This is a genomic window from Vibrio owensii (assembly GCF_002021755.1).
In the GTDB taxonomy this organism is placed as follows: domain Bacteria; phylum Pseudomonadota; class Gammaproteobacteria; order Enterobacterales; family Vibrionaceae; genus Vibrio; species Vibrio owensii.
On sequence record NZ_CP019959.1, the window covers coordinates 3,419,666 to 3,439,151 of the forward strand.

18 protein-coding genes are annotated in these 19,486 nt (G+C 45.6%); 15 read left to right on the top strand and 3 right to left on the bottom strand.

Annotation, left to right across the window (positions count from 1 at the left end):
* The first annotated feature begins 40 nt into the window (after positions 1-40).
* The 6 genes from A9237_RS16025 to A9237_RS16050 all read left to right on the top strand — a co-directional run bounded on the left by A9237_RS16025 (position 41) and on the right by A9237_RS16050 (position 3,208).
* Positions 41-400: a carboxymuconolactone decarboxylase family protein gene (locus tag A9237_RS16025; protein ID WP_045411238.1), complete on the top strand. Its 360-nt coding sequence runs from the start codon at positions 41-43 to the stop codon at positions 398-400.
* Positions 400-915: a VOC family protein gene (locus A9237_RS16030; RefSeq protein WP_038894045.1), complete on the top strand. Its 516-nt coding sequence runs from the start codon at positions 400-402 to the stop codon at positions 913-915. The genes A9237_RS16025 and A9237_RS16030 overlap by 1 nt, the downstream gene beginning before the upstream one ends.
* On the top strand, positions 912-1,352 hold the full coding sequence (locus A9237_RS16035) for a DMT family transporter (protein ID WP_078608628.1): 441 nt from the start codon (positions 912-914) through the stop codon (positions 1,350-1,352). Before A9237_RS16030 ends, A9237_RS16035 begins: the two co-directional genes overlap by 4 nt.
* On the top strand, positions 1,349-1,801 hold the full coding sequence (locus A9237_RS16040) for a DMT family transporter (RefSeq protein ID WP_237358411.1): 453 nt from the start codon (positions 1,349-1,351) through the stop codon (positions 1,799-1,801). The genes A9237_RS16035 and A9237_RS16040 overlap by 4 nt, the downstream gene beginning before the upstream one ends.
* Before the next feature lies 1 nt (position 1,802).
* The gene (locus A9237_RS16045) at positions 1,803-2,132 is read left to right on the top strand and encodes a hypothetical protein (protein WP_078608630.1); all 330 of its coding nucleotides are present in this window, start codon (positions 1,803-1,805) and stop codon (positions 2,130-2,132) included.
* 146 nt (positions 2,133-2,278) lie between these two features.
* On the top strand, positions 2,279-3,208 hold the full coding sequence (locus A9237_RS16050; RefSeq protein ID WP_078608631.1) for a LysR family transcriptional regulator: 930 nt from the start codon (positions 2,279-2,281) through the stop codon (positions 3,206-3,208).
* A 53-nt stretch (positions 3,209-3,261) separates the two neighbouring features.
* Here A9237_RS16050 and A9237_RS16055 read toward each other — a convergent pair whose 3' ends face one another.
* Positions 3,262-5,199, bottom strand: coding sequence for an LTA synthase family protein (locus tag A9237_RS16055; protein ID WP_078608632.1), 1,938 nt, complete (start codon positions 5,197-5,199; stop codon positions 3,262-3,264).
* 395 nt (positions 5,200-5,594) lie between these two features.
* Here A9237_RS16055 and cysS point away from each other — a divergent pair, with 395 nt between their 5' ends.
* Positions 5,595-6,968, top strand: a complete 1,374-nt coding sequence (gene cysS / locus A9237_RS16060) for a cysteine--tRNA ligase (RefSeq protein WP_078608633.1) — start codon at positions 5,595-5,597, stop codon at positions 6,966-6,968.
* Positions 6,969-7,038: 70 nt separating this feature from the next.
* On the opposite strand, the gene A9237_RS16065 is transcribed toward cysS, so the two are convergent.
* A complete protein-coding gene (locus tag A9237_RS16065; RefSeq protein ID WP_078608634.1) occupies positions 7,039-8,448 on the bottom strand; it encodes an MATE family efflux transporter in 1,410 nt (469 codons plus the stop codon).
* A gap of 372 nt (positions 8,449-8,820) precedes the next feature.
* On the opposite strand from A9237_RS16065, the gene A9237_RS16070 reads away from it, so the two are divergent.
* The 8 genes from A9237_RS16070 (at position 8,821) to A9237_RS16105 (ending at position 18,538) form a co-directional block, all read left to right on the top strand.
* Entirely contained in the window at positions 8,821-10,701 is a 1,881-nt protein-coding gene (locus tag A9237_RS16070) for a DUF294 nucleotidyltransferase-like domain-containing protein (RefSeq protein ID WP_039984168.1), read from the top strand.
* Positions 10,698-11,447, top strand: coding sequence for a 3'-5' exonuclease (locus A9237_RS16075; protein WP_078608635.1), 750 nt, complete (start codon positions 10,698-10,700; stop codon positions 11,445-11,447). The genes A9237_RS16070 and A9237_RS16075 overlap by 4 nt, the downstream gene beginning before the upstream one ends.
* A gap of 225 nt (positions 11,448-11,672) precedes the next feature.
* Positions 11,673-13,337: a BCCT family transporter gene (locus A9237_RS16080; protein ID WP_009704320.1), complete on the top strand. Its 1,665-nt coding sequence runs from the start codon at positions 11,673-11,675 to the stop codon at positions 13,335-13,337.
* Between the two features lie 343 nt (positions 13,338-13,680).
* Complete coding sequence (ectA, locus tag A9237_RS16085) at positions 13,681-14,214, top strand: diaminobutyrate acetyltransferase (RefSeq protein WP_020197620.1); 534 nt, start codon at positions 13,681-13,683, stop codon at positions 14,212-14,214.
* Positions 14,215-14,249: 35 nt separating this feature from the next.
* Positions 14,250-15,515, top strand: coding sequence for a diaminobutyrate--2-oxoglutarate transaminase (gene ectB, locus A9237_RS16090; RefSeq protein ID WP_078608636.1), 1,266 nt, complete (start codon positions 14,250-14,252; stop codon positions 15,513-15,515).
* A gap of 13 nt (positions 15,516-15,528) precedes the next feature.
* The gene (locus A9237_RS16095; RefSeq protein ID WP_005393369.1) at positions 15,529-15,915 is read left to right on the top strand and encodes an ectoine synthase; all 387 of its coding nucleotides are present in this window, start codon (positions 15,529-15,531) and stop codon (positions 15,913-15,915) included.
* Between the two features lie 82 nt (positions 15,916-15,997).
* Positions 15,998-17,422 carry an aspartate kinase gene (locus A9237_RS16100; RefSeq protein ID WP_078608637.1) on the top strand — a complete coding sequence of 475 codons (1,425 nt, stop codon included), beginning with the start codon at positions 15,998-16,000 and terminating at the stop codon, positions 17,420-17,422.
* Between the two features lie 267 nt (positions 17,423-17,689).
* Positions 17,690-18,538, top strand: coding sequence for an alpha/beta fold hydrolase (locus tag A9237_RS16105; RefSeq protein ID WP_078608638.1), 849 nt, complete (start codon positions 17,690-17,692; stop codon positions 18,536-18,538).
* 91 nt (positions 18,539-18,629) lie between these two features.
* Here A9237_RS16105 and dkgB read toward each other — a convergent pair whose 3' ends face one another.
* Complete coding sequence (dkgB, locus tag A9237_RS16110) at positions 18,630-19,430, bottom strand: 2,5-didehydrogluconate reductase DkgB (protein ID WP_078608639.1); 801 nt, start codon at positions 19,428-19,430, stop codon at positions 18,630-18,632.
* Positions 19,431-19,486: the final 56 nt, after the last annotated feature.

Sequence of the window (19,486 nt, forward strand, 5' to 3'; positions counted from 1 at the left end):
TCAATCGCTAAGGCGAATCGAATGATATGAGGAAAGCAATATGAGCGACCAATTCAAAAATGCAGTACTTGATGACCAAGCATTGATCTCAGGTTTGAAATCCATCAACGAAACGTGGGGTGACTTAACGGTTCGTGTTGCTGGTGAAGTATGGGGCATGCCACTTATCGACCAAAAAACCAAAGCACTTATCACGATTGCCATCGACCAAATGGCATTGAATGTAACGGGTGATGGTAATCCATTTGGTGCGCACGTTGATATGGCGTTGAAGCAAGGCGCAACTTACGAAGAAATTGAAGAGCTTATCGTCTTTGCTTCGGCATACACAGGCTTCAACAAAGGTGCAACCACCATGGGTGCTCTGAACAAAGTACGTCACGACCGAGGAGACATCTAATGGCAATTCCAGGATTAAAAAAACCAGACCACATTGGTTTTACTGTACCGAATTTGAATCAAGCGATTGCGTTCTTCCATGAGCATTTTGATTTTGAACTGGCTTACGAGTTTGGTCCATTTGCGTCGGATGATGACTGGATGACGCAGCATTTAAATGTAGATGCTCGCGCACAAATTACCAAGATTGCCGTAATGAGTGCGAAAGGCATCAATCTGGAGATCTTCGAATACGCAGACAACATCGAGCGTCGTTATGAAGCGCCAAACAATGCCGATATTGGTGGCCACCACCTTGCATTTTATGTTGATGATATGGATGCAGCAGTGGCTTATCTGAAAGAGCAAGGTATCAAAGTGCTAGGAGAGCCTTCAGTGATGACAGATGGCCCAACAGCAGGTGAAAGCTGGGTTTACTTTATGTCGCCTTGGGGCATGCAGCTTGAACTGGTGTCTTACCCGAATGGGAAGGCGTACCAACGTAACAGCTCTGTGGCTTTGTTTGATCCACGATGAATATTCTGTTTGTTTTCTTGGTCGTGGTGTCAGGAATGGGCCTGTCGTTTGAGGCAGGTCTTCTTGGTCCACTGGGTGAGCAAGTAGGGCACCTATGGGCAACGTTGAGCATCTTCGCTGTTGGTGCTGCTCTGCTTTGGCTGATTCGCCTGTTCGTTCCTGCTCACCATCAGGTTGAATGGCACACAATTCCGAAGTGGCAGCTTATTGGTGGCTTTCTTGGGCCTATCTATGTGGTGGTGCTCACGTTGTCGACACCACTATTGGGTGTGGCAATGACCATGATTTGTGTGTTGTTTGGTCAAATCATTAAGAGCTTTGCGATCGATTACTTTGGCTGGTTTGGAATGGAGAGAAAACCGACCAATCCACTGAGAATGCTTGGCCTTGGCTTTATTTTACTCGCGCTGTGCTGCGTGTACATGGGAGCGCAATGATGGTTTTGGTCATCTTACTGGCGATTATTTCAGGCATGGCATTGAGTGCTCAAGCGGCTATCAACGGCAAATTAGGCGCAAAAGTGGGCGTGATTCAAAGTTCATTTTTAACCTTTGGTGTCGGTACGATTGTCACCGCATTGCTGATTTTCTTTTTCGAACCAGCACAAAGTACAACTTTGTTATCCGTGCCGAAATGGCAGTTAACAGGGGCGTTATTTGGCATTGTCTACATGGTGGTCATGGTCGCGTCAGTGCCGAGAATCGGAGTGGCGACCGCAACCGTCGCCACCATTTTAGGGCAAATGATCATGAGCTTAGCGATTGATACGCAAGGGTGGCTAGGAAATACGCCCATCGAACTAAATTACTGGCGCGTCGCGGCAATGTTGAGCATCGCAGGTGCATTGGTTTGTATCTATTTATCGAACAAAAAGCAGGAGCAATAGAGTGGCGAGCAAAACTCTTATCGTATTTTTTAATCTTAAGCCGACCACATCGGAAGCCGAGTATTTGAATTGGGCAAAGACTGTTGATCTTCCAACCGTAAATCAACTCAACAGTGTGTCTTCGTTTGAAGTGTTTAAAGGCGAAACCTTGTTTGGTCAGAACCAAGCATCACCTTGGCAATATTTTGAAGTGATCAATATCGAGTCAGAATCCTTGTTTGCAGAAGACATCCAAACCGACGTGATGCAGGCGGTGGTTGAGCAGTTTCAGCAGTTCACTCAAGACGCACACTTTGTGGCGACGACTAATATTCGTGATTTGAATTCGTGAACGGTAAAAACGTACTGGTTAGAAACATGGCTTCGCATGCTGCGTTAACGCGTTAGCTTGGCCATTCAAGAAGGTAAGTAATTTGATTGCTTGCCTTTTTCTCGTTTTGACCGTTACGCTTAGATCGATTGATATGGAGATACTCTGTGAATTACGACGTTTCTTTGCTTGAGATAAAGCTGTTTTTGATGACCACTCAGTTTGGTAACTTTTCTGAGGTTGCTCGCAGGCAGGACATGACGCCTTCTTCGGTATCGCGAAAAATGGCGCATCTAGAAGAGAAGGTAGGCACCAAACTACTGCATCGTCACACTCGCTCTATCTCATTAACGGATGAAGGCAATGCGTTTGCCAAGTACTGTGCGGAAGTGATTCAGCAGTACGAGTTGGTTGTTGAGCGCATTGAGCAAAGAGCAGACACGCCTCGCGGAACGGTAAAAATAAGTGCGCCGGTCGCATTTGGACGACAGCACATTGCGCCATATCTCTCTGAACTGCTTGAGCGTTACCCGCTGATCCAAATTGAGATGCAGCAGACGGATCATTTTGTTGACCCAGCAGCAGATTCGATTGACTTGCTGATTCGTATTGGCGTTCCTCAAGATTCTTCCATGAGAATGAAACGCTTTGGGAATCAACATTATTTGATGGCGGCCAGCCCAAGCTATCTCAAAGTGCATGGTGAGCCTCAATCTCCACAAGAGTTAGCGCAACACAACTGTTTGGTGTTCAAAGGCACTAAAGGTTTACAACGTTGGTTTATCGGTAAAGATAAAGAGAAGCTGGAAGCGTTTGATGTGAGTGGGTCACTCTACAGCAACAATGCTGAAACGTTAGTATCGGCAGCGGTTGGGGGCTCGGGGATTGTTGTATTTCCGAGTTGGTTAATTGGTGAAGAGATCAAATCAGGCAAATTGAAAGCCATCATGATCGAACATCAAGTCTCGACCTCTTCAGAAGAGCAGATCATCAGTGCGCTGTATTTAGACACCGATAACTTGGCGGCGAAGGTGAGGGTAGTCATTGATTTCTTGTCGGAGAAATTCGGCACACCTTGTTACTGGGACAAGCTCTAAACACAATAAAATGAACAAGAAAAAGGAGCGCATTGAGCGCTCCTTTGTTGTTTTTATTGTATTGCTTTTGAGTTGTACCAGTCGTTTTGGTACGCCTTAGAGGCAAACAAAGCGTTGGCCTTAGCGCGCTCAACGATTGCTGGATCCACTTCAATAGGCTTCATGGTTTGGTTATTGAAGTTGTACTGCATGGTCGATACCTTTTCGCCCGGCGAGAACACAACGAGGTTATCTCGGGTTAAGTAACCAAAGTTCTTGTCGTATTGCATCATGGCACGTTCGTCTTTGCGTGCGAGAGGCTTAGTAAGATCACGGCCAATCATCGGCGTTTTCGCATCCACACCAATCAAAGAAAGTAGCGTTGGTGGCATATCTAGGTTATTGGCAATACGGTCGTCTTTACGTGGCTTAATGTCTTTACCAAGAATCAATGCTGGGATGTGGAAGTGCTTCACTGGCACTAAGTTAGCTCCGGATACACGGGCATCGTGGTCAGCAATGATGATGAAGACCGTGTCGTCCCAGTAAGATGATTTCTTCGCTTTATCAAAGAAAGTACCAATCGCGTAATCAGAATATTTCACCGCATTATTACGCGTCATGTATTCAGAGTCGTAGGGCTCAATCTTACCTTGTGGGTATTCGTAAGGGCTGTGGTTGCTCGAACTGAATACCAAGCTAAAGAAAGGCTTACCGGTTTTTGATAGACGTTCGAACTCTTGATCTGCCTTGGTGTAAAGGTCTTCATCACTCACACCCCAAGAGCCAACAAACGATGGGTTTTCGTAGTCTTTCTCTTCGATGATTTGGTCAAAACCGTTACCAAAGAAGAAGGTCTTCATGTTATCGAAATTTGCTTCACCACCATAAATGAATTCTGTGTGGTAGCCATTGGCTTTCAGAAGATCCGCAATCGTAAAGAAGTTGGTTTGACTCTTACTTAGCTTTACAACCGCACGCGATGGCGATGGTGGGAAACCCGTTGTCACCGCTTCAATACCGCGAACAGAGCGAGTACCGGTTGCGTACAGTTGAGTAAAGCTCCAGCCTTCCGCCATTAACTTGTCGACGTTTGGAGTGAGTGGTAGTCCGCCTAATGAACCCACGAACTGCGCACCTAAACTCTCTTGCAGCAAGATAACCAAGTTCTTTGGCTTGCCTTGATAGCTCGCTTCGTTGCTGTTCATGGTTGGCAGAACTGACGGATCAAAATTCGACTTAGCAGAAGAAGCACGAACGAGATCTAGCATCTTCTGGTTATCCATTTTCCCGTAGAACTCTTCCGCGCTCTTTTCTGATTTCATATTGTTTACAGCAAACAACAGAGAGTAAGAGGAGTTTAGTGCCAAATCATTCATCAGTGGGTCGTTAGAAAACGCGACCATTGCAGGGTTTAAAGGGCGATGGCCCAGAGAAGAGCGTGCACCTGCAACACCAATCAGAACCACTAAAATGGCAAGAACAGGACGCCATTTCCAGCTTACTTGTTGGGCGTTATCGGTAAGCTTTTTGCTCCATTTCCAACCGAGGAAAAGGGTAATCGCTGTGCCTACAGCACCAATAAAGAGCTCTAGCTTGTAACCAGTCCAAAGCATGCTGAACACTTCTTTTGGATAAATCAGGTACTCAACAAACAAGCGGTTTGGGCGTAGGTCGTATTCTTGGATAAACGGAGCCGTGGCCAGTTCCATGTAAACCAAGATCCACAAACCTGCGACCATCCAACAACGTAGAACCCATTTCCAGCATTCGCCGACCTTACCTTGAACAGGCAATAGAGCAGAAAGTAAGCCCGGAAGAATGAACAGCCAGCAGATAGTGGCAAAGTCTACGCGTAGGCCCTGACCCAAAATATAGATAAGGTCGTTAAAAGATTCGATTCGGTCAGAGAGCCAAATGGCGAATAAAATCCGCGAAACGGAAAGAAAAGCAAGCGAAAATAGCGCAAATACAGCAATAGGCTGCAAAGGCCCAAATGCGGGCTTCTTCATAAATATTCCCTAATTTACTGATGTAACTGATTTTTATGGCGTGTCTTTTATCAAAGAAAACGTGAAACAAACGTGAAATATAAGGCTTATTTATAAATTTAATTGTAATGATTAGTACGGCTTTGTAAGGGGGAGTAATGCCATACGGCATGCGCAGTTCGGTTTGTCGCCACGAAACGCGTCAAAATCGTAGGGTTGATTTCTATAGATTTCTTATTTAGGGTGTTGGGTATGAACTATTTAGCTATTTCTATCTCAACCAACTGTTGTTGTTGCACCTCCCAAGACGTGCGGCGGCTTTCGTGTAGCTATTAGTTAGCAAAAGATCATACAGACATATTAAAGGCCGCCGATGTTTTCATCTGCGGCCTTTTTGCATTTAAAGGAATAACAATATGAGTCAGCCAAAATTACAACTATTCAATACACTGGGGCGCACCCTTGAGCCGTTCAACACCATCGAATCCGGTAAAGTTGGGTTGTACGCTTGTGGCCCTACGGTGTACGACTACGCGCATGCAGGGAATTTGAGAACCTACCTTTTTGTGGATGTGTTAAGGCGCACGTTGGAGCTCAATGGCTACGACGTAAACCACGTTATGAACATCACGGATGTTGGTCACTTGGTGTCTGATGCCGATACCGGTGAAGATAAAATGGAGAAGGGCGCGAGAAAACAAAATAAGTCTGCTTGGGAGATCGCAAAGTATTTTGAAGACGCGTTTTTAGATGATCTTACTAGCCTAAACATCACCAAGCCTTCCATCATTTGTCGCGCGACTGAACACATACAAGAGCAGATTGAATTCGTCCAAGAGCTTGAACAAAAGGGCTTTACCTATCAAACCTCCGATGGGATTTATTTTGATTCGGCCAAACTTCCAGATTACGGAAAACTTGCCAAATTAGATCGCGAGGGGTTAGAAGCGGGCATTCGCGTCGAAATGGCAGAGAAAAAGAGCCCAACCGACTTCGCACTCTGGAAGTTTAGCGGCGACACACCAAGACAAATGGAATGGGAAAGCCCTTGGGGAGTGGGTTTTCCGGGGTGGCACATCGAATGTTCAGCGATGGCAGAGAAGTACCTTGGGGAGGTGTTCGATATTCATGTTGGTGGGGAAGACCATATCCCAGTTCACCACACCAACGAAATTGCTCAATGCCAAGCGAAGAATGGACACGTACAAGCGAATTACTGGCTGCATGGTTTCTTCCTTCAATTGAACAAAGAGAAGATCTCCAAGTCCGGTACGTCACTTCGTCTTGATGCGTTAATCGAGAAAGGCTATGACCCGCTGGCTTACCGTTACTTGGTGCTGACCAGCCATTATCGCAGTCATTTGAGCTTTACGTGGGAGAGCTTGGATGCCGCACAAACGGCTCTAAAGCGCCTGAAAGCGAAAGTGTCGGCACTACCAGAAGGTGGCAAAGTCGACCAAACGTATGTTGAGCGTTTTATGTCACTCATCAACAATGATTTAGCCATGCCACAAGCGATCGCACTAATGTGGGAGTTACTTGGAAGTGCATTAAACGATGCAGATAAAAAGGCAACGGCACGCTACTTTGACCGTGTGTTTGGTTTGGAGCTTGATAAAGTAGAAGAAGAGGAAATTCCGCACGAGATCTTGGAATTGGTAGAGTTGCGTTTGCAAATGAAAAAGCAGAAGGAATACCAACAAGCTGACGAAATCCGTCAGAAAGTTGCCGAACTTGGCTACAGAATCAACGATGCTGGTGATGGCTCAACGGTAAGTAAACAAGGCTAGCAAGCTGGAAAACAAAAAGGCTCACTGCGATAGTGAGCCTTTCTTATTGAAACGATCAACGCTCTCGTCGTTATTGAATCGCTAACTCAGGCTGCGAAGCCGTATTCACTTCTGCGGTTTGATTATACTTCTTAATCACCTGCGTCAAGCGAATCAGCATTGCAATTGCTGCGGTGGTTAAGCCAGTTACGATACCAATCCAGAAGCCTTCTTCGCCCATTGCAGGAACGATTTCATCTGTGATACCCAGCAACATACCCAGTGGAAGCGCCAAGCCCCAGTAGGCAAGAATCGCCAGAATCATCGGAATCTTAGTATCTTTATAGCCACGCAGAGCACCGTTTGCAGACGTCTGTAGCGCGTCGCTGAACTGGTACATTGCAGTAAACATCAACAGAGTAGCCGCCGTTGCGGAAACTACCGGATCTGTGGTGTACAAACGAATGATCCATTCTGGGAATAGTAGGAAAAAGCCCACTGAAATCAGCGACAGTAGCGCTGCGGTAATAATGCCAACCAAGCTACGGTGTGAAGCTGTTTCAAGCTTTTGTTCACCCAAGGCATGACCAACGCGAATCGTGATACCAAAGGAAAGGCTCATTGGGATCATGTACGTCATGCTAGAGATGTTCAGTGCAATCTGTGCTGCGGCAACGTTCTCTGCACCAATACGACCAATCAATAGCGCAATCACCGCAAAGATGCTGCCACAAACCGCAATGTTCAAACCAATCGGCATACCGAGTTTGAACAGCTGTTTGATCTCTTGCCATATCGGCTTTAGCTCAGCAAAGTGCAGAATGTTTTTGTAGTGATGATGGCGTTTGATGTAGCTAAACAGTAGGGCAGACATCAGCCAGTAAACCAAGCTCGTAGCCCAGCCACAACCAACCGCACCCAATGCAGGCATGCCGAATTTACCGTAAATAAGAATGTAGTTAACAGGGATGTTTACCAACAAACCAATCACCGAAATCAGCATGGGTGCGCGAGTGTTGTTCATCCCTTCGCAGAAGCCATTCAAGGTGTAGAAAAGCGCAATGCCCGGTACACCAAATGCCAATGCAACAACGTAATCACTGGCGATAGGAATGATCTCAGGCGCAACGCCTAAGCCAACCAGAATGCTTTCACCAAGCAGCAAGTAAACAATCAAAATTGCGCTAACGAATGCAGACAACCAAAGCATTTGAATAAACGCGATACGCACCTTATCCAAACTTTGCGCGCCGCGGTGGTAAGCCACGACAGGCGTTAATGCCATGATGATGCCACGAAGCAATAGCGAAACGGGTAGCCATAAACTGGTGCCAAGTGCGATCGCAGCTAGGTCGGCAGCACTCACTTGGCCTGCCATTGTGGTATCGATAAAGCCCATCGACTGAGTGGCAAGCTGCATCAGAATGATAGGGATCGATAGGTGTAACAAAGCGCCCGATTCTTTAAAAAAGCGAGAAAAAGAGGAAGGTTTGTTTTGCATGGATGTAATTAAACACCAATATCAATGCACCAGTGAAAGCAGGATGGCGTTGTGCATTGTAGGGTGTGCCGCGTAGGCACGCGCAATATACGGACTTTTGTTATGAGGTTCAATGTGTAATTTAGATCACAAGAAAACGATTGCTTTGGCTGTTGAATGTATTATTTGCTTTGTGAATATATTGCGTTATTTACTGGTTGTTTTTAGATGAAAACAAGCAATTTTCGACACGCTCGTTTCAATAATAATCAGTCATTATTCCGCTTTTCGATGGTTACAAATCTTTTTATCTGGCCTCTCGATTTATTTATTGTGTGATTATTTTCTTGGTGATATTTATCGCCTTAGTTTAGGCAATGCATGGAATAAAGAATGGAAGCCGAGCAATTAGAAGTACTCAATTTCATTAGCCAATACCCACCTTTTGATGACTTACCGGAAGAGCACCTAAGAAACATCGCAATGAATGCTGAAGTCGCGTATTACCGCGCAGGGACGGACATTCTCAAGAAAGGCGATGACATTCGTGATTTGTACATGATCCGCAGTGGTGTCGTGGAAATCTTCCGCCGCAAAGGCGAGTTGTACAACCGTATCGATGCTGGTGGCTTGTTCGGACAAATGGGGTTGTTGATGAACAACCGTGTCCGTATGCCAGCTAAAGCGATAGAAGACACCTTGGTTTACTGCATTCCAGAGAAGATCTTCACTGAGCTATGTGACGAGTTTGAGAACTTCGCCGATTTCATGGAGTTGGAAGACAGCGCGAGGCTGCGCACTGCGGTATCAAACCACTCAGATGGGAATGACTTTACTACTGCGAAAGCACGCAAGATCTTAAGCCGCGAGCCAGTAACGTTAGAAGCCAGTGCGACGGTGCGTGAGGCTGCAATTTTGATGGCGGAAGAGGGCGTTACTGCGCTTTTGATTGTCCGCGCACAAGAAGACATTACTGAAGACGACGATGACCAATTGCTTGGTATCTTGACCGAGAAAGATCTGTGCGTACGCGTCTTAGCTGAAGGACGAGACAGCGACATTCCTGTGAGTGAAGTGATGAGCTACGACGTTGTCTCGCTCGATTACAGCGCTTACGTGTTTGAAGCCATGCTGACAATGCTGCGTTACAACGTTCATCATCTGCCAATCTTAAAAGACAAAAAGCCAATTGGTGTGATCAGCATGACGGATATCGTTCGTTATGAATCGCAAAACAGTTTGTTGCTTGTGAGCTCTATCTTCCAACAAAACTCGGTAGAAGATCTCAAAGCGGTATCTAAACAAGTGAAAGACTGCTTTGTGCGAATGGTAAGTGAAGACGCGAATGCCCACATGGTCGGGCGAGCAATGTCGGTGATCGGCAGCAGCTTCAAACAGAGACTGGCAGAGTTAGCAGAGCAAGAATTAGGTCCTGCGCCAATCCCTTATTGCTTATTGGCGATGGGCTCTATGGCGCGTGATGAACAGCTAATCGTCACAGACCAAGACAACGCGCTGATTCTGGATAACAGCTACGACCCAGCACTGCATGGCGAGTACTTTGCTCAGCTCGCAAAATTCATCTGTGATGGATTAGCCGAATGCGGTTATACCTACTGTACTGGCGACATCATGGCGACCAACCCAGAATGGCGCAAAACGCGTTCAGAATGGGAAGAGTGCTTTGCGAACTGGATTGATGATCCTACGCCAGAGCGACTTCTGAACAGCAGCATTTTCTTCGACTTACTTGGCGTACATGGACGTGTGAAATGGGCAGAGCAATTGAGCGGCTTCATTGTGCGTCGTGCTAAGAAGAACAATCGATTCTTGGCTTGTATGGCTTACAACGCGATTCGTCGTACGCCGCCGCTTGGTTTCTTCAAAGACTTTGTAATGGAGAAAGATGGTCGTCATCGCAATTCCATCAACTTGAAACGCCGAGGCACCGCGCCAATGGCGGATCTGATTCGTGTGCACGCCTTGGCGATTGGTTCCCGTTCGCAAAACTCGTTTGAACGCCTAGATGACATCAACAACGCAGGCATCTTACCGAAAGGCCGTGGCATGGACTTAAAAGATGCGATGGAGTTGATCTACATGGTGCGAATCCGACACCAAGCACTGGATATCGAAAATGGAGAAGAGCCGGATAACAATATCGAGCCAGAAGAAATGTCGGAGTTTGAGCGTCGCAACTTAAAAGCCGCTTTCCAAATCCTAAGCAACGCGCAGAACTACATAAAGTTCCGTTACCAGAGAAGTGGCAAATGATGTGGTTTTCAAAACAAAAGCAAGATATCACTGATTTGCTTGATACCAGCCAGACACCTGATTGGCCTATCTTCTTCGAGCAACTTGCCGAGCAGGCGAACGATACTCGATTAAAACGTTATTACTCTACGCCTATTGTGAATGGTGATACGCCATTAAAAGAGGTACCGTTTGTCTCCGTCGATTTTGAGACCACAGGTTTAAACGCCGAGGAAGACGCCATTCTCACCATAGGTTTGGTGCCATTTACGCTAGGGCGAGTGCAGTGCAGCGGTTCTCGTCATTGGGTGGTGAATCCAAATCGAGAACTGAATGAAGAATCGGTGGTGATCCACGGTATTACCGACTCTGAAGTGAAGAATGCGCCGCAACTTGAACAAATTCTGGAAGCCATTCTTGATGAGTTAGCCGGAAAGATTGTGGTGGTGCACTACAAAAATATTGAGCGTCAATTCTTCAATAATGCGTTGTTAAACAGCGTGGGTGAGGGGATTCAATTTCCAGTCGTTGATACGTTGGACATTGAATACGCGATTCAACGTCGTGAGTGTGAAGGTTGGTTAAACAAGCTCAAAGGTAAAAAGCCGGGTTCTGTGCGACTCGGCCACGCGCGTGAGCGCTACCATTTGCCAGCTTATCAGCCACACCATGCGCTGACCGACGCTCTTGCTACCGCTGAGTTGCTTCAAGCCCAGTTGCAATATCACTTTGATGGTGACATGCCACTGTCCGTGATATGGCAATAACTCATCTATATCGTCTATGAATTGGCGATAAATTTAATTAGTCGTCCTGATAACAAAATGCAATGCGATATCAGGACGATTAACGCTAAAATTACAAAGTAGAGCAACCCTTCTAAAAGCGACGTAACGATCGCAAATAAGCTTTGCAGCAAGTGACGCAAGAAAGCCATCACTCAAAGTCCTACACAGATTTTAATTTGGTCACGTATTTTAAGGAGATAAATCGTGAGCACCGACAACAATGGCGGTATCCAACGCCCCGACGGTAAAGTGAACCCGATCGATACTGATTACCAGATCGGTCAGGATAACGTCGCGCTAAAAGTAGGTCCTTTTGGACTTGATATTCACAACCGTGTGTTCGCTATTTCAGGTATGTCGATCATCCTGTTCGTAGTGTTAACACTGACATTCAGACAACAAGTTGAGCCGTTCTTCGCGGGTCTACGTGGTTGGCTTGTTTCTAACCTTGATTGGTTCTTCCTATCTGCGGGCAACGTGTTTGTCGTAGTGTGTTTGATCCTGATCGTAACGCCACTTGGTCGCGTTCGTATCGGTGGTACAGAAGCAACTCCGGATTACACTTACGCAGGTTGGCTAGCGATGCTGTTCGCAGCTGGTATGGGTATCGGTCTAGTATTCTTCGGCGTATCTGAGCCTATGTCTCACTTCAGTGCTGCTCTTGGCGGTGTGAACGTTGAGAATGGTGTTCGTACTGACTGGGCTCCACTAGGTGCAGCAGAAGGTGACACATCAGCGGCGTCTGCACTTGGTATGGCAGCAACGATTTACCACTGGGCACTTCACCCTTGGTCAATCTACGCACTGTTGGCACTTGGTTTGGCGATCTTCTCGTTCAACAAGGGCTTACCTCTAACGATGCGTTCTATTTTCTATCCTCTTTTTGGCGAGCGCGTTTGGGGTTGGACTGGTCACATCATTGATATCTTAGCGGTAGTCGCGACGGTATTCGGCCTTGCGACGTCTCTGGGTTACGGTGCATCACAAGCAGCAACAGGTCTAAACTTCCTGTTCGGTGTACCAATGACAGATATGACGCAAGTTGTGATTATCGTGATCATCACAGCACTTGCTTTGATCTCGGTAGTGGCTGGTTTGGATAGCGGCGTAAAACGCCTGTCTGAAATCAACATGGGTTTAGCGGCGTTATTGCTTTTGTTCGTGATCGTTGTAGGTCCAACACTCGCAATCATGACTGGTTTCTTCGAGAACATCATGTCTTACCTAGCGAACGTTCCAGCGCTTTCAATGCCATTCGGCCGTGAAGACGTGAACTACTCTCAAGGCTGGACTGCGTTCTATTGGGCTTGGTGGATTTCATGGTCACCATTCGTAGGTATGTTTATCGCGCGTGTATCTCGTGGGCGTTCAGTTCGTGAGTTCATCGTGTGTGTAATCCTGATCCCATCAACCGTGTGTGTATTATGGATGACGGCATTCGGTGGTACGGCGATCAGCCAATACGTAAACGATGGTTACCAAGCGGTTTTTGACGCAGAGCTTCCACTTAAACTGTTCGCGATGCTAGATGTGATGCCTCTTTCTCAAATCACGTCTATCGTAGGTATTATTCTGGTTGTGGTGTTCTTTATCACGTCAGCGGACTCTGGCTCTCTTGTCATCGATACGATTGCAGCGGGCGGTAAAGTAGATGCACCAACACCTCAACGTGTGTTCTGGTGTACGTTCGAAGGCTTAGTTGCAATCGCACTAATGCTTGGTGGTGGTCTAGCGGCTGCACAAGCGATGGCGGTAACAACCGGTCTGCCATTCACTATCGTATTGTTGGTTGCAACGGTATCTCTAGTGAAAGGTTTGATGGATGAGCCTCGCCCAACATCAAAATCAATGAAGAAAGCGAAAGCGTAATTTAAGCTTCCTTCATAACAACAAAAAAACGGCATGCTTCGGCGTGCCGTTTTCTTATCTGAATTCTTCATCTTTAGCCATCAATCTACTGTAACTTTCTTCCTGCTCGAAACAATTCCCCAGTGCGAAATTGACGATGTTTTGCTCATTTGGCTTCAATTAATTTTTTACCCTATAAATACATTAGAGCTCAAACTATTTTTAAAGTCATGTTCATTTGGTCTTAGTGCGACATAGATCAAATAAGTAGGGTTTTTAAGCGGCTTTGTTTGATTTCTATGCACAATCAGTGTGCATAATAAAAAGGAAATTTAATTAGTGTACGAAGGATATGTATCTACACATGATTACCTCAGCCCCTTGGGTTATGTATCCAGAGATTGGAGAAGACCCAAGCAAAAAATGGATTTTTCGTGAACCTGTCGTGTCTGATGGCGACGATATTTATGGTTTGATCGCAGATTGTCCTCCGCTCGATATGAACTCTTCATATTGTAATTTTCTTCAATCTAGTCATTTCAGCAAAACTTGTATTTTGGTCGAGCACAAAGGCGAGATTGCAGGGTTTGTTTCTGGCTATCAGAAGCCGGATGAGCCTAACGTGCTGTTCATTTGGCAAGTTGCGGTTGCCCCTCGTTTCAGAGGAAACGGCTTGGCGTCTCAAATGCTTGAACGCTTACTAAAGCGAGAAGGACTCGAAGGCATAAACGCAATCGAAACCACAATCACTAAATCCAACGATGCATCTTGGGCGTTATTTAAAAAGCTCGATGCTCAACATGGAAACGCCGGCGAAGTGACGACTTTCTTGGATGAAAAGGATCATTTCAAAGGCAAGCACGATACCGAGTATCTGTATCGTATTCCCCTCAAGTAATCCCCACAAAATAGGAATCAAATAACGGTCTTATCATGGATATTTTCAAAAAGCAGGAATCCAACGTACGTTCATACTCGAACAGTTTTCCAGTCGTCTTTCGTAAAGCAAAAGGTACCTGGTTAGAAACAGAACAAGGCGAACGCTACCTCGATTTCCTTGCTGGAGCGGGATCTCTAAATTACGGTCATAACAATCCAGTACTTAAGCAAGCGCTCCTTGAGTACATTGAAATGGATGGCATTACACACGGCTTGGACATGCATTCAGAAGCCAAAGCCGCTTTTCTTGAAGCACTAAATCAATACATTCTTGAACCAAGAGGGCTGGATTACAAAGTTCAGTTCACAGGCCCAACCGGTACCAATGCCGTAGAAGCGGCAATCAAGTTGGCAAAAAAAGTGAAGGGGCGCAGTAGTATCGTTGCCTTCACAAACGGTTTTCATGGCTGTACGGCTGGCGCTTTAGCTGCAACGGGCAACCAACATCATCGCCAAGGAGCGGGTTCTAGCTTAAACAATGTTACTCGTATTCCTTTCGAAGGTTATGCAGATATTGATGGCCTCAAATTATTTGAAACCATGTTGTCAGATAACTCTGCAGGCATGGATAAACCAGCTGCAGTTTTATTAGAGACGGTGCAAGGAGAAGGTGGCCTTAACGTTGCGTCTAACCAATGGTTGCAGTGTCTCAGCAAGCTTTGCAAAGCACACGATATCTTATTGATTGTTGACGATATTCAAGCAGGCTGCGGTCGAACTGGCACTTTCTTTAGCTTCGAGCCATCGGGCATTAAGCCAGACATGGTAACGCTGTCAAAATCGATTGGCGGTTATGGTCTGCCAATGGCCATCGTTCTATTAAAACCTGAGTTGGATAAATGGAAACCAGGCGAACATAACGGCACATTCCGTGGCAACAATCATGCGTTTGTGACAGCAGCGAAAGCAATTGAAACATATTGGTCAAATGACCGTTTTGAAGCGCACATCAAGCGTTGTTCGAACATGGTTGATGAAGTCATTCAACGATCGGTAAAACGATTCCCTGAGATGTTTGTACAGCGTAAAGGTCGCGGGATGATGATTGGTATCGAATGTAAGAACGGTGAAATCTCTGGTGATATTGCAAAAGCGTGTTTTGAGAACGGAATGGTGATTGAAACCGCAGGACCAAATGATGAAGTGGTGAAGTTCTTTTGCCCATTGACCATTTCCGAATCCGAACTTACCCAAGGGCTTAATATCTTCGAGGGCTCGGTAGAAGCCATCGCAAGCAAACTTTTCAAACAAGCATCATAGCAAGGAAAGAATTATGATCGTTAGAACACTCGATGAGTGTCGCAATAGCGAAAGACGAGTTGTGTCTGATAACTGGGAAAGTGTCCGTATGTTATTGAAAGACGACAACATGGGCTTTTCATTCCATATCACGACGATATACGAAGGAACCGAAACACACATTCATTATCAGAACCATTTGGAATCTGTATTTTGCATGAGTGGAGAAGGGGAAATTGAAGTCGTTGGCGGTGAAACTTACCCAATCAAACCGGGTACGCTATACATCCTAGACAAGCATGACGAGCATTACCTACGCGCCTATAAAAACAAAGAAATGGTCATGGCATGCGTGTTCAATCCACCAATCACGGGTGCGGAAGTTCACGACGAAAATGGCGTTTATCCGCTGGTGGACTAGCCCACTGATGTTTTAAAGGGGTGATGTTTCACCCCTTTTTCTTATCCATTCTTTTAAATTACCAATCATTAAGGCCCCCCTCATGACATTTACCGTAGAAAAAATCGGCGGTACATCTATGACAGCATTCGATGCTGTACTCGACAACATTCTTCTTCGCCCACAAAACCCATATAACCGTATTTTTGTTGTTTCTGCTTATGGCGGAATGACGGACGCTCTATTGGAATGCAAAAAAACCAGTAAGCCAGGTGTCTATCAACTTATCGCTAAACGCGATGAAGCATGGCAAGACGCACTAGCGTATGTTGAAAGCCGTATGCTGCTGACAAACGAACATATTTTTGCCGATCCGATGAACCGCATGCGTGCGGACAAGTTCATTCGTTCTCGCATTTCAGAAGCAAAAATATGCGTAACCAATATCCTAGAAACTTGCCAATACGGGCAGTTTTCTCTGCGCCACTACTTACCGCAAATTCGTGAGTTTCTCTCATCAATTGGCGAAGCGCACAGTGCTTATAACACCGCCCTAAAGCTAAAGAACATGGGTATTAACTCGACCTTTGTTGACCTATCCGGTTGGGATAACCAACAACCTCGCAGTTTAGATGAGACGATACGTGAAGCGTTTGAAGAGATAGATGTGACTCAAGAGCTGCCAATCGTGACGGGTTATGCGTATTGCAAAGAAGGGCTGATGCACACTTATGATCGAGGTTACAGCGAAATGACCTTTAGCCGAATTGCTGCAACAACCAAAGCCGATTTAGCGATAATTCATAAGGAGTACCATTTAAGCTCTGCCGACCCAAGGGTTGTTGGTGTTGAGCGTGTCAATCCAATTGGAATGACCAATTATGATGTGGCCGATCAGTTAGCGAATCTTGGTATGGAAGCGATTCACCCAAATGCAGCGGCAGGACTGCGTGAAAGTGGGATTGAATTACAGATCAAAAATACGTTTGAACCAGAACATAAAGGAACATTGATCTCTGCTGATTACCGCCCAGAAAGCGACCGCATTGAAATCATTGCCGGTAAGCAGAAGGTATTTGCGCTTCATCTATTTGATCAAACCATGGTTGGAAAGGTAGACAACGTCAGCTACGAGTTGATGGAGATAATCGCTGATGCTCGCGTCAATCTCATAGGGAAGGAGATGAACGCAAACTCGATCACCTATTACCTAGGCGGCAGTGTAGAGAGCTTAAACAAGGTGCGCTACAAAGTAGAGAAACGCTATCCACAAGCCTCAATTAATGGACGCATGGTAGCGCTCATCTCTGCAATCGGTTCTCAAATCGATACCAATAAAACGTTAGCTAAAGGCGTTTTTGCACTGATGAATCGCGACGTGACACCCATTGCTCTTCACTCATCAATGAGAAACGTTAACGTGCAGTTTGTCGTCAGTGACGATGAGTATAAAGAAGCGATTTGCGCGCTACATGAAGAGTTCTTTGAACAAGGCAGCGATACAAATAAGTCGGCGAATGTTGCTTGAAGTTGATTGACGGCAGTTAACTGTTAGGCAACGGTTAGCTGCTAATAGAAAAGAAGGGGCGTGTTTATCGTCCCTTTTTTGTGTCCGTCAACCAAGATCAAGACACTTGAACATATAGGGTTAGCTAGATAGAATTTTTGTTCCTCAGTATTGACCTCAACTAACACATGAAACTTATTCGCTGACGACACTTGCCTGATTTTTCAAACTTCACGTTCTACTCTGATATTCGGAGGGAACAAACTCGAATTAAATTAGGTAAACATCATGAATAAGAATCAAACCATTCAATCAGGTCATTACCACCTTAAAACTATCGTTCGTGGCAGCGGTATCCCTTTAATTATTATCGGCAGCGCAGATTACTATTTGCGTGTCACGCCAACTGCATTGTTCGACCATTTCCAATGTGTTTTTGTCGACCATCGCGGCTTTGCTGAGTGCGACGTTATTCCCAATGCATCTGACGCAACGTTAGAGGCCATCAGTGCTGACATTAAATTGGTCATGGATACGCTCGGCATCGAAAAAGCGTGGATGTTTGGTCATTCTGGGCATGCACTAATGGCAACCCATTTTGCCGTGACGTTTCCTCAATATGTTGAAGGTTTAGTGCTTGCGAACATCTCGCCAAATTTGTCACCACAAATGCAGGCGCTCCAATTTCAATGTTGGGAGCAAGAAGCGGACGAGGAGAGAAAGCAAATTTTCGAACGCAATTTCCCATTGCTTGCTCGCGACATTGAGCAAAATCCGGAGCGAAAATTCGTTCACTTGTGTCATCGACTAGGCGCGATGCGTTGGTATGATCCGGAGTTTAATGAACTGCCGTTGTGGGAAGGGTTTCCAACCCATACCGCTCTGTTAGATAAGTTGTGGGGAGAAGTGTTTGCTGAATTTGATACGGCGATTTATCAGCAACTTCCCGCTGTACAGGTATTAGTGATCAGCGGAGAAAAAGATTTCAGCATTGCTCCAGTTTCAACATGGGATCAGATTGATTTTGGAGAGGCAGATATGAAGCTCGAAATCATTGCAGAATCTGCTCATACACCAATGTTAGAGCAGCCAGAACGATTTGTGAAAGTGATGAGCGAATTAGTCGCAACGAGTTAATTCACTTCTATGTGTACAGGCAAACAAAAGCAAAGGAGCCAAAGTTGGCTCCTTTTTCTATCATTATTAATGAATTAATATCGAGCGAGAGTTATGCATCCCACTTAGGTGCTAGACCTTCTGGGTCAACCTCACGGCCATTGCATTCGAGCGCATCGATACGAGCCATCTCTTCATCAGTTAGCGTAAGCTCTAACGCTTTCAAGTTGCTCGCTAGGTTTTCGCGCTTTGTTGAGGACGGGATCACTGCGATACCTTTCTGCATTGCCCATGCCAGAGCCACTTGAGCCGCGGTCGCACCTTTCACTGCCGCGATGTCATTGATTACTTCATCTTTAAGAACTTTGCCATAAGCCAGTGTCATGTAGGATGTTACCGTAATGCCTTTATCGTTCATGAACTCGACTAACTTGCGGTTTTGCAAATATGGGCTCAGTTCCACTTGGTTGGTAGCAATATTATCGAAGCCAACCACATCTGCAGCTTGTTCTAGTAGCTCGATATTAAAGTTAGAAACCCCAATCGCTTTAGTAAGGCCAAGTTCTTTTGCTTTTAATAGCTCTGGCATGTATTCATTCACGTCAGTGCCTTCGCCTGGCCAATGGACAAGTGTTAGGTCAACATGGTCAGTTTTAAGTTTCTCTAGGCTTGCTTTCAAGCTCGGGATAAGGTCTTGATTGTTAAGCTTATCAACCCAGATCTTGGTGGTAATATAAAGCTCATTTCTCGCTACGCCACTTTCCTCAATCGCTTGACCGATTTCAGTTTCGTTGTCATAGATTTGAGCCGTGTCGATCACGCGGTAACCAAGGTCTAGTGCGTTCTTTACTGAATCGATTACAACCTGACCCTTAAGGCGGAAGGTACCCACGCCAAATGCAGGAACTGTCATACATATCTCCTAGTTTTTAGATTTATTTTAGTCGTTGAATTCGTTTCGATGAACCC

Coding starts and splice junctions, on each gene's coding strand:
- A9237_RS16030 (WP_038894045.1), top strand. CDS start 400: ATGGCAATTCCAGGATTAAAAAAACCAGACCACATTGGTTTTACTGTA.
- cysS (WP_078608633.1), top strand. CDS start 5,595: ATGAGTCAGCCAAAATTACAACTATTCAATACACTGGGGCGCACCCTT.
- A9237_RS16070 (WP_039984168.1), top strand. CDS start 8,821: ATGGAAGCCGAGCAATTAGAAGTACTCAATTTCATTAGCCAATACCCA.
- dkgB (WP_078608639.1), bottom strand. CDS start 19,430: ATGACAGTTCCTGCATTTGGCGTGGGTACCTTCCGCCTTAAGGGTCAG.
- A9237_RS16105 (WP_078608638.1), top strand. CDS start 17,690: ATGAATAAGAATCAAACCATTCAATCAGGTCATTACCACCTTAAAACT.
- A9237_RS16055 (WP_078608632.1), bottom strand. CDS start 5,199: ATGAAGAAGCCCGCATTTGGGCCTTTGCAGCCTATTGCTGTATTTGCG.
- A9237_RS16095 (WP_005393369.1), top strand. CDS start 15,529: ATGATCGTTAGAACACTCGATGAGTGTCGCAATAGCGAAAGACGAGTT.
- A9237_RS16075 (WP_078608635.1), top strand. CDS start 10,698: ATGATGTGGTTTTCAAAACAAAAGCAAGATATCACTGATTTGCTTGAT.
- ectB (WP_078608636.1), top strand. CDS start 14,250: ATGGATATTTTCAAAAAGCAGGAATCCAACGTACGTTCATACTCGAAC.
- A9237_RS16035 (WP_078608628.1), top strand. CDS start 912: ATGAATATTCTGTTTGTTTTCTTGGTCGTGGTGTCAGGAATGGGCCTG.
- ectA (WP_020197620.1), top strand. CDS start 13,681: ATGATTACCTCAGCCCCTTGGGTTATGTATCCAGAGATTGGAGAAGAC.
- A9237_RS16100 (WP_078608637.1), top strand. CDS start 15,998: ATGACATTTACCGTAGAAAAAATCGGCGGTACATCTATGACAGCATTC.
- A9237_RS16025 (WP_045411238.1), top strand. CDS start 41: ATGAGCGACCAATTCAAAAATGCAGTACTTGATGACCAAGCATTGATC.
- A9237_RS16040 (WP_237358411.1), top strand. CDS start 1,349: ATGATGGTTTTGGTCATCTTACTGGCGATTATTTCAGGCATGGCATTG.
- A9237_RS16065 (WP_078608634.1), bottom strand. CDS start 8,448: ATGCAAAACAAACCTTCCTCTTTTTCTCGCTTTTTTAAAGAATCGGGC.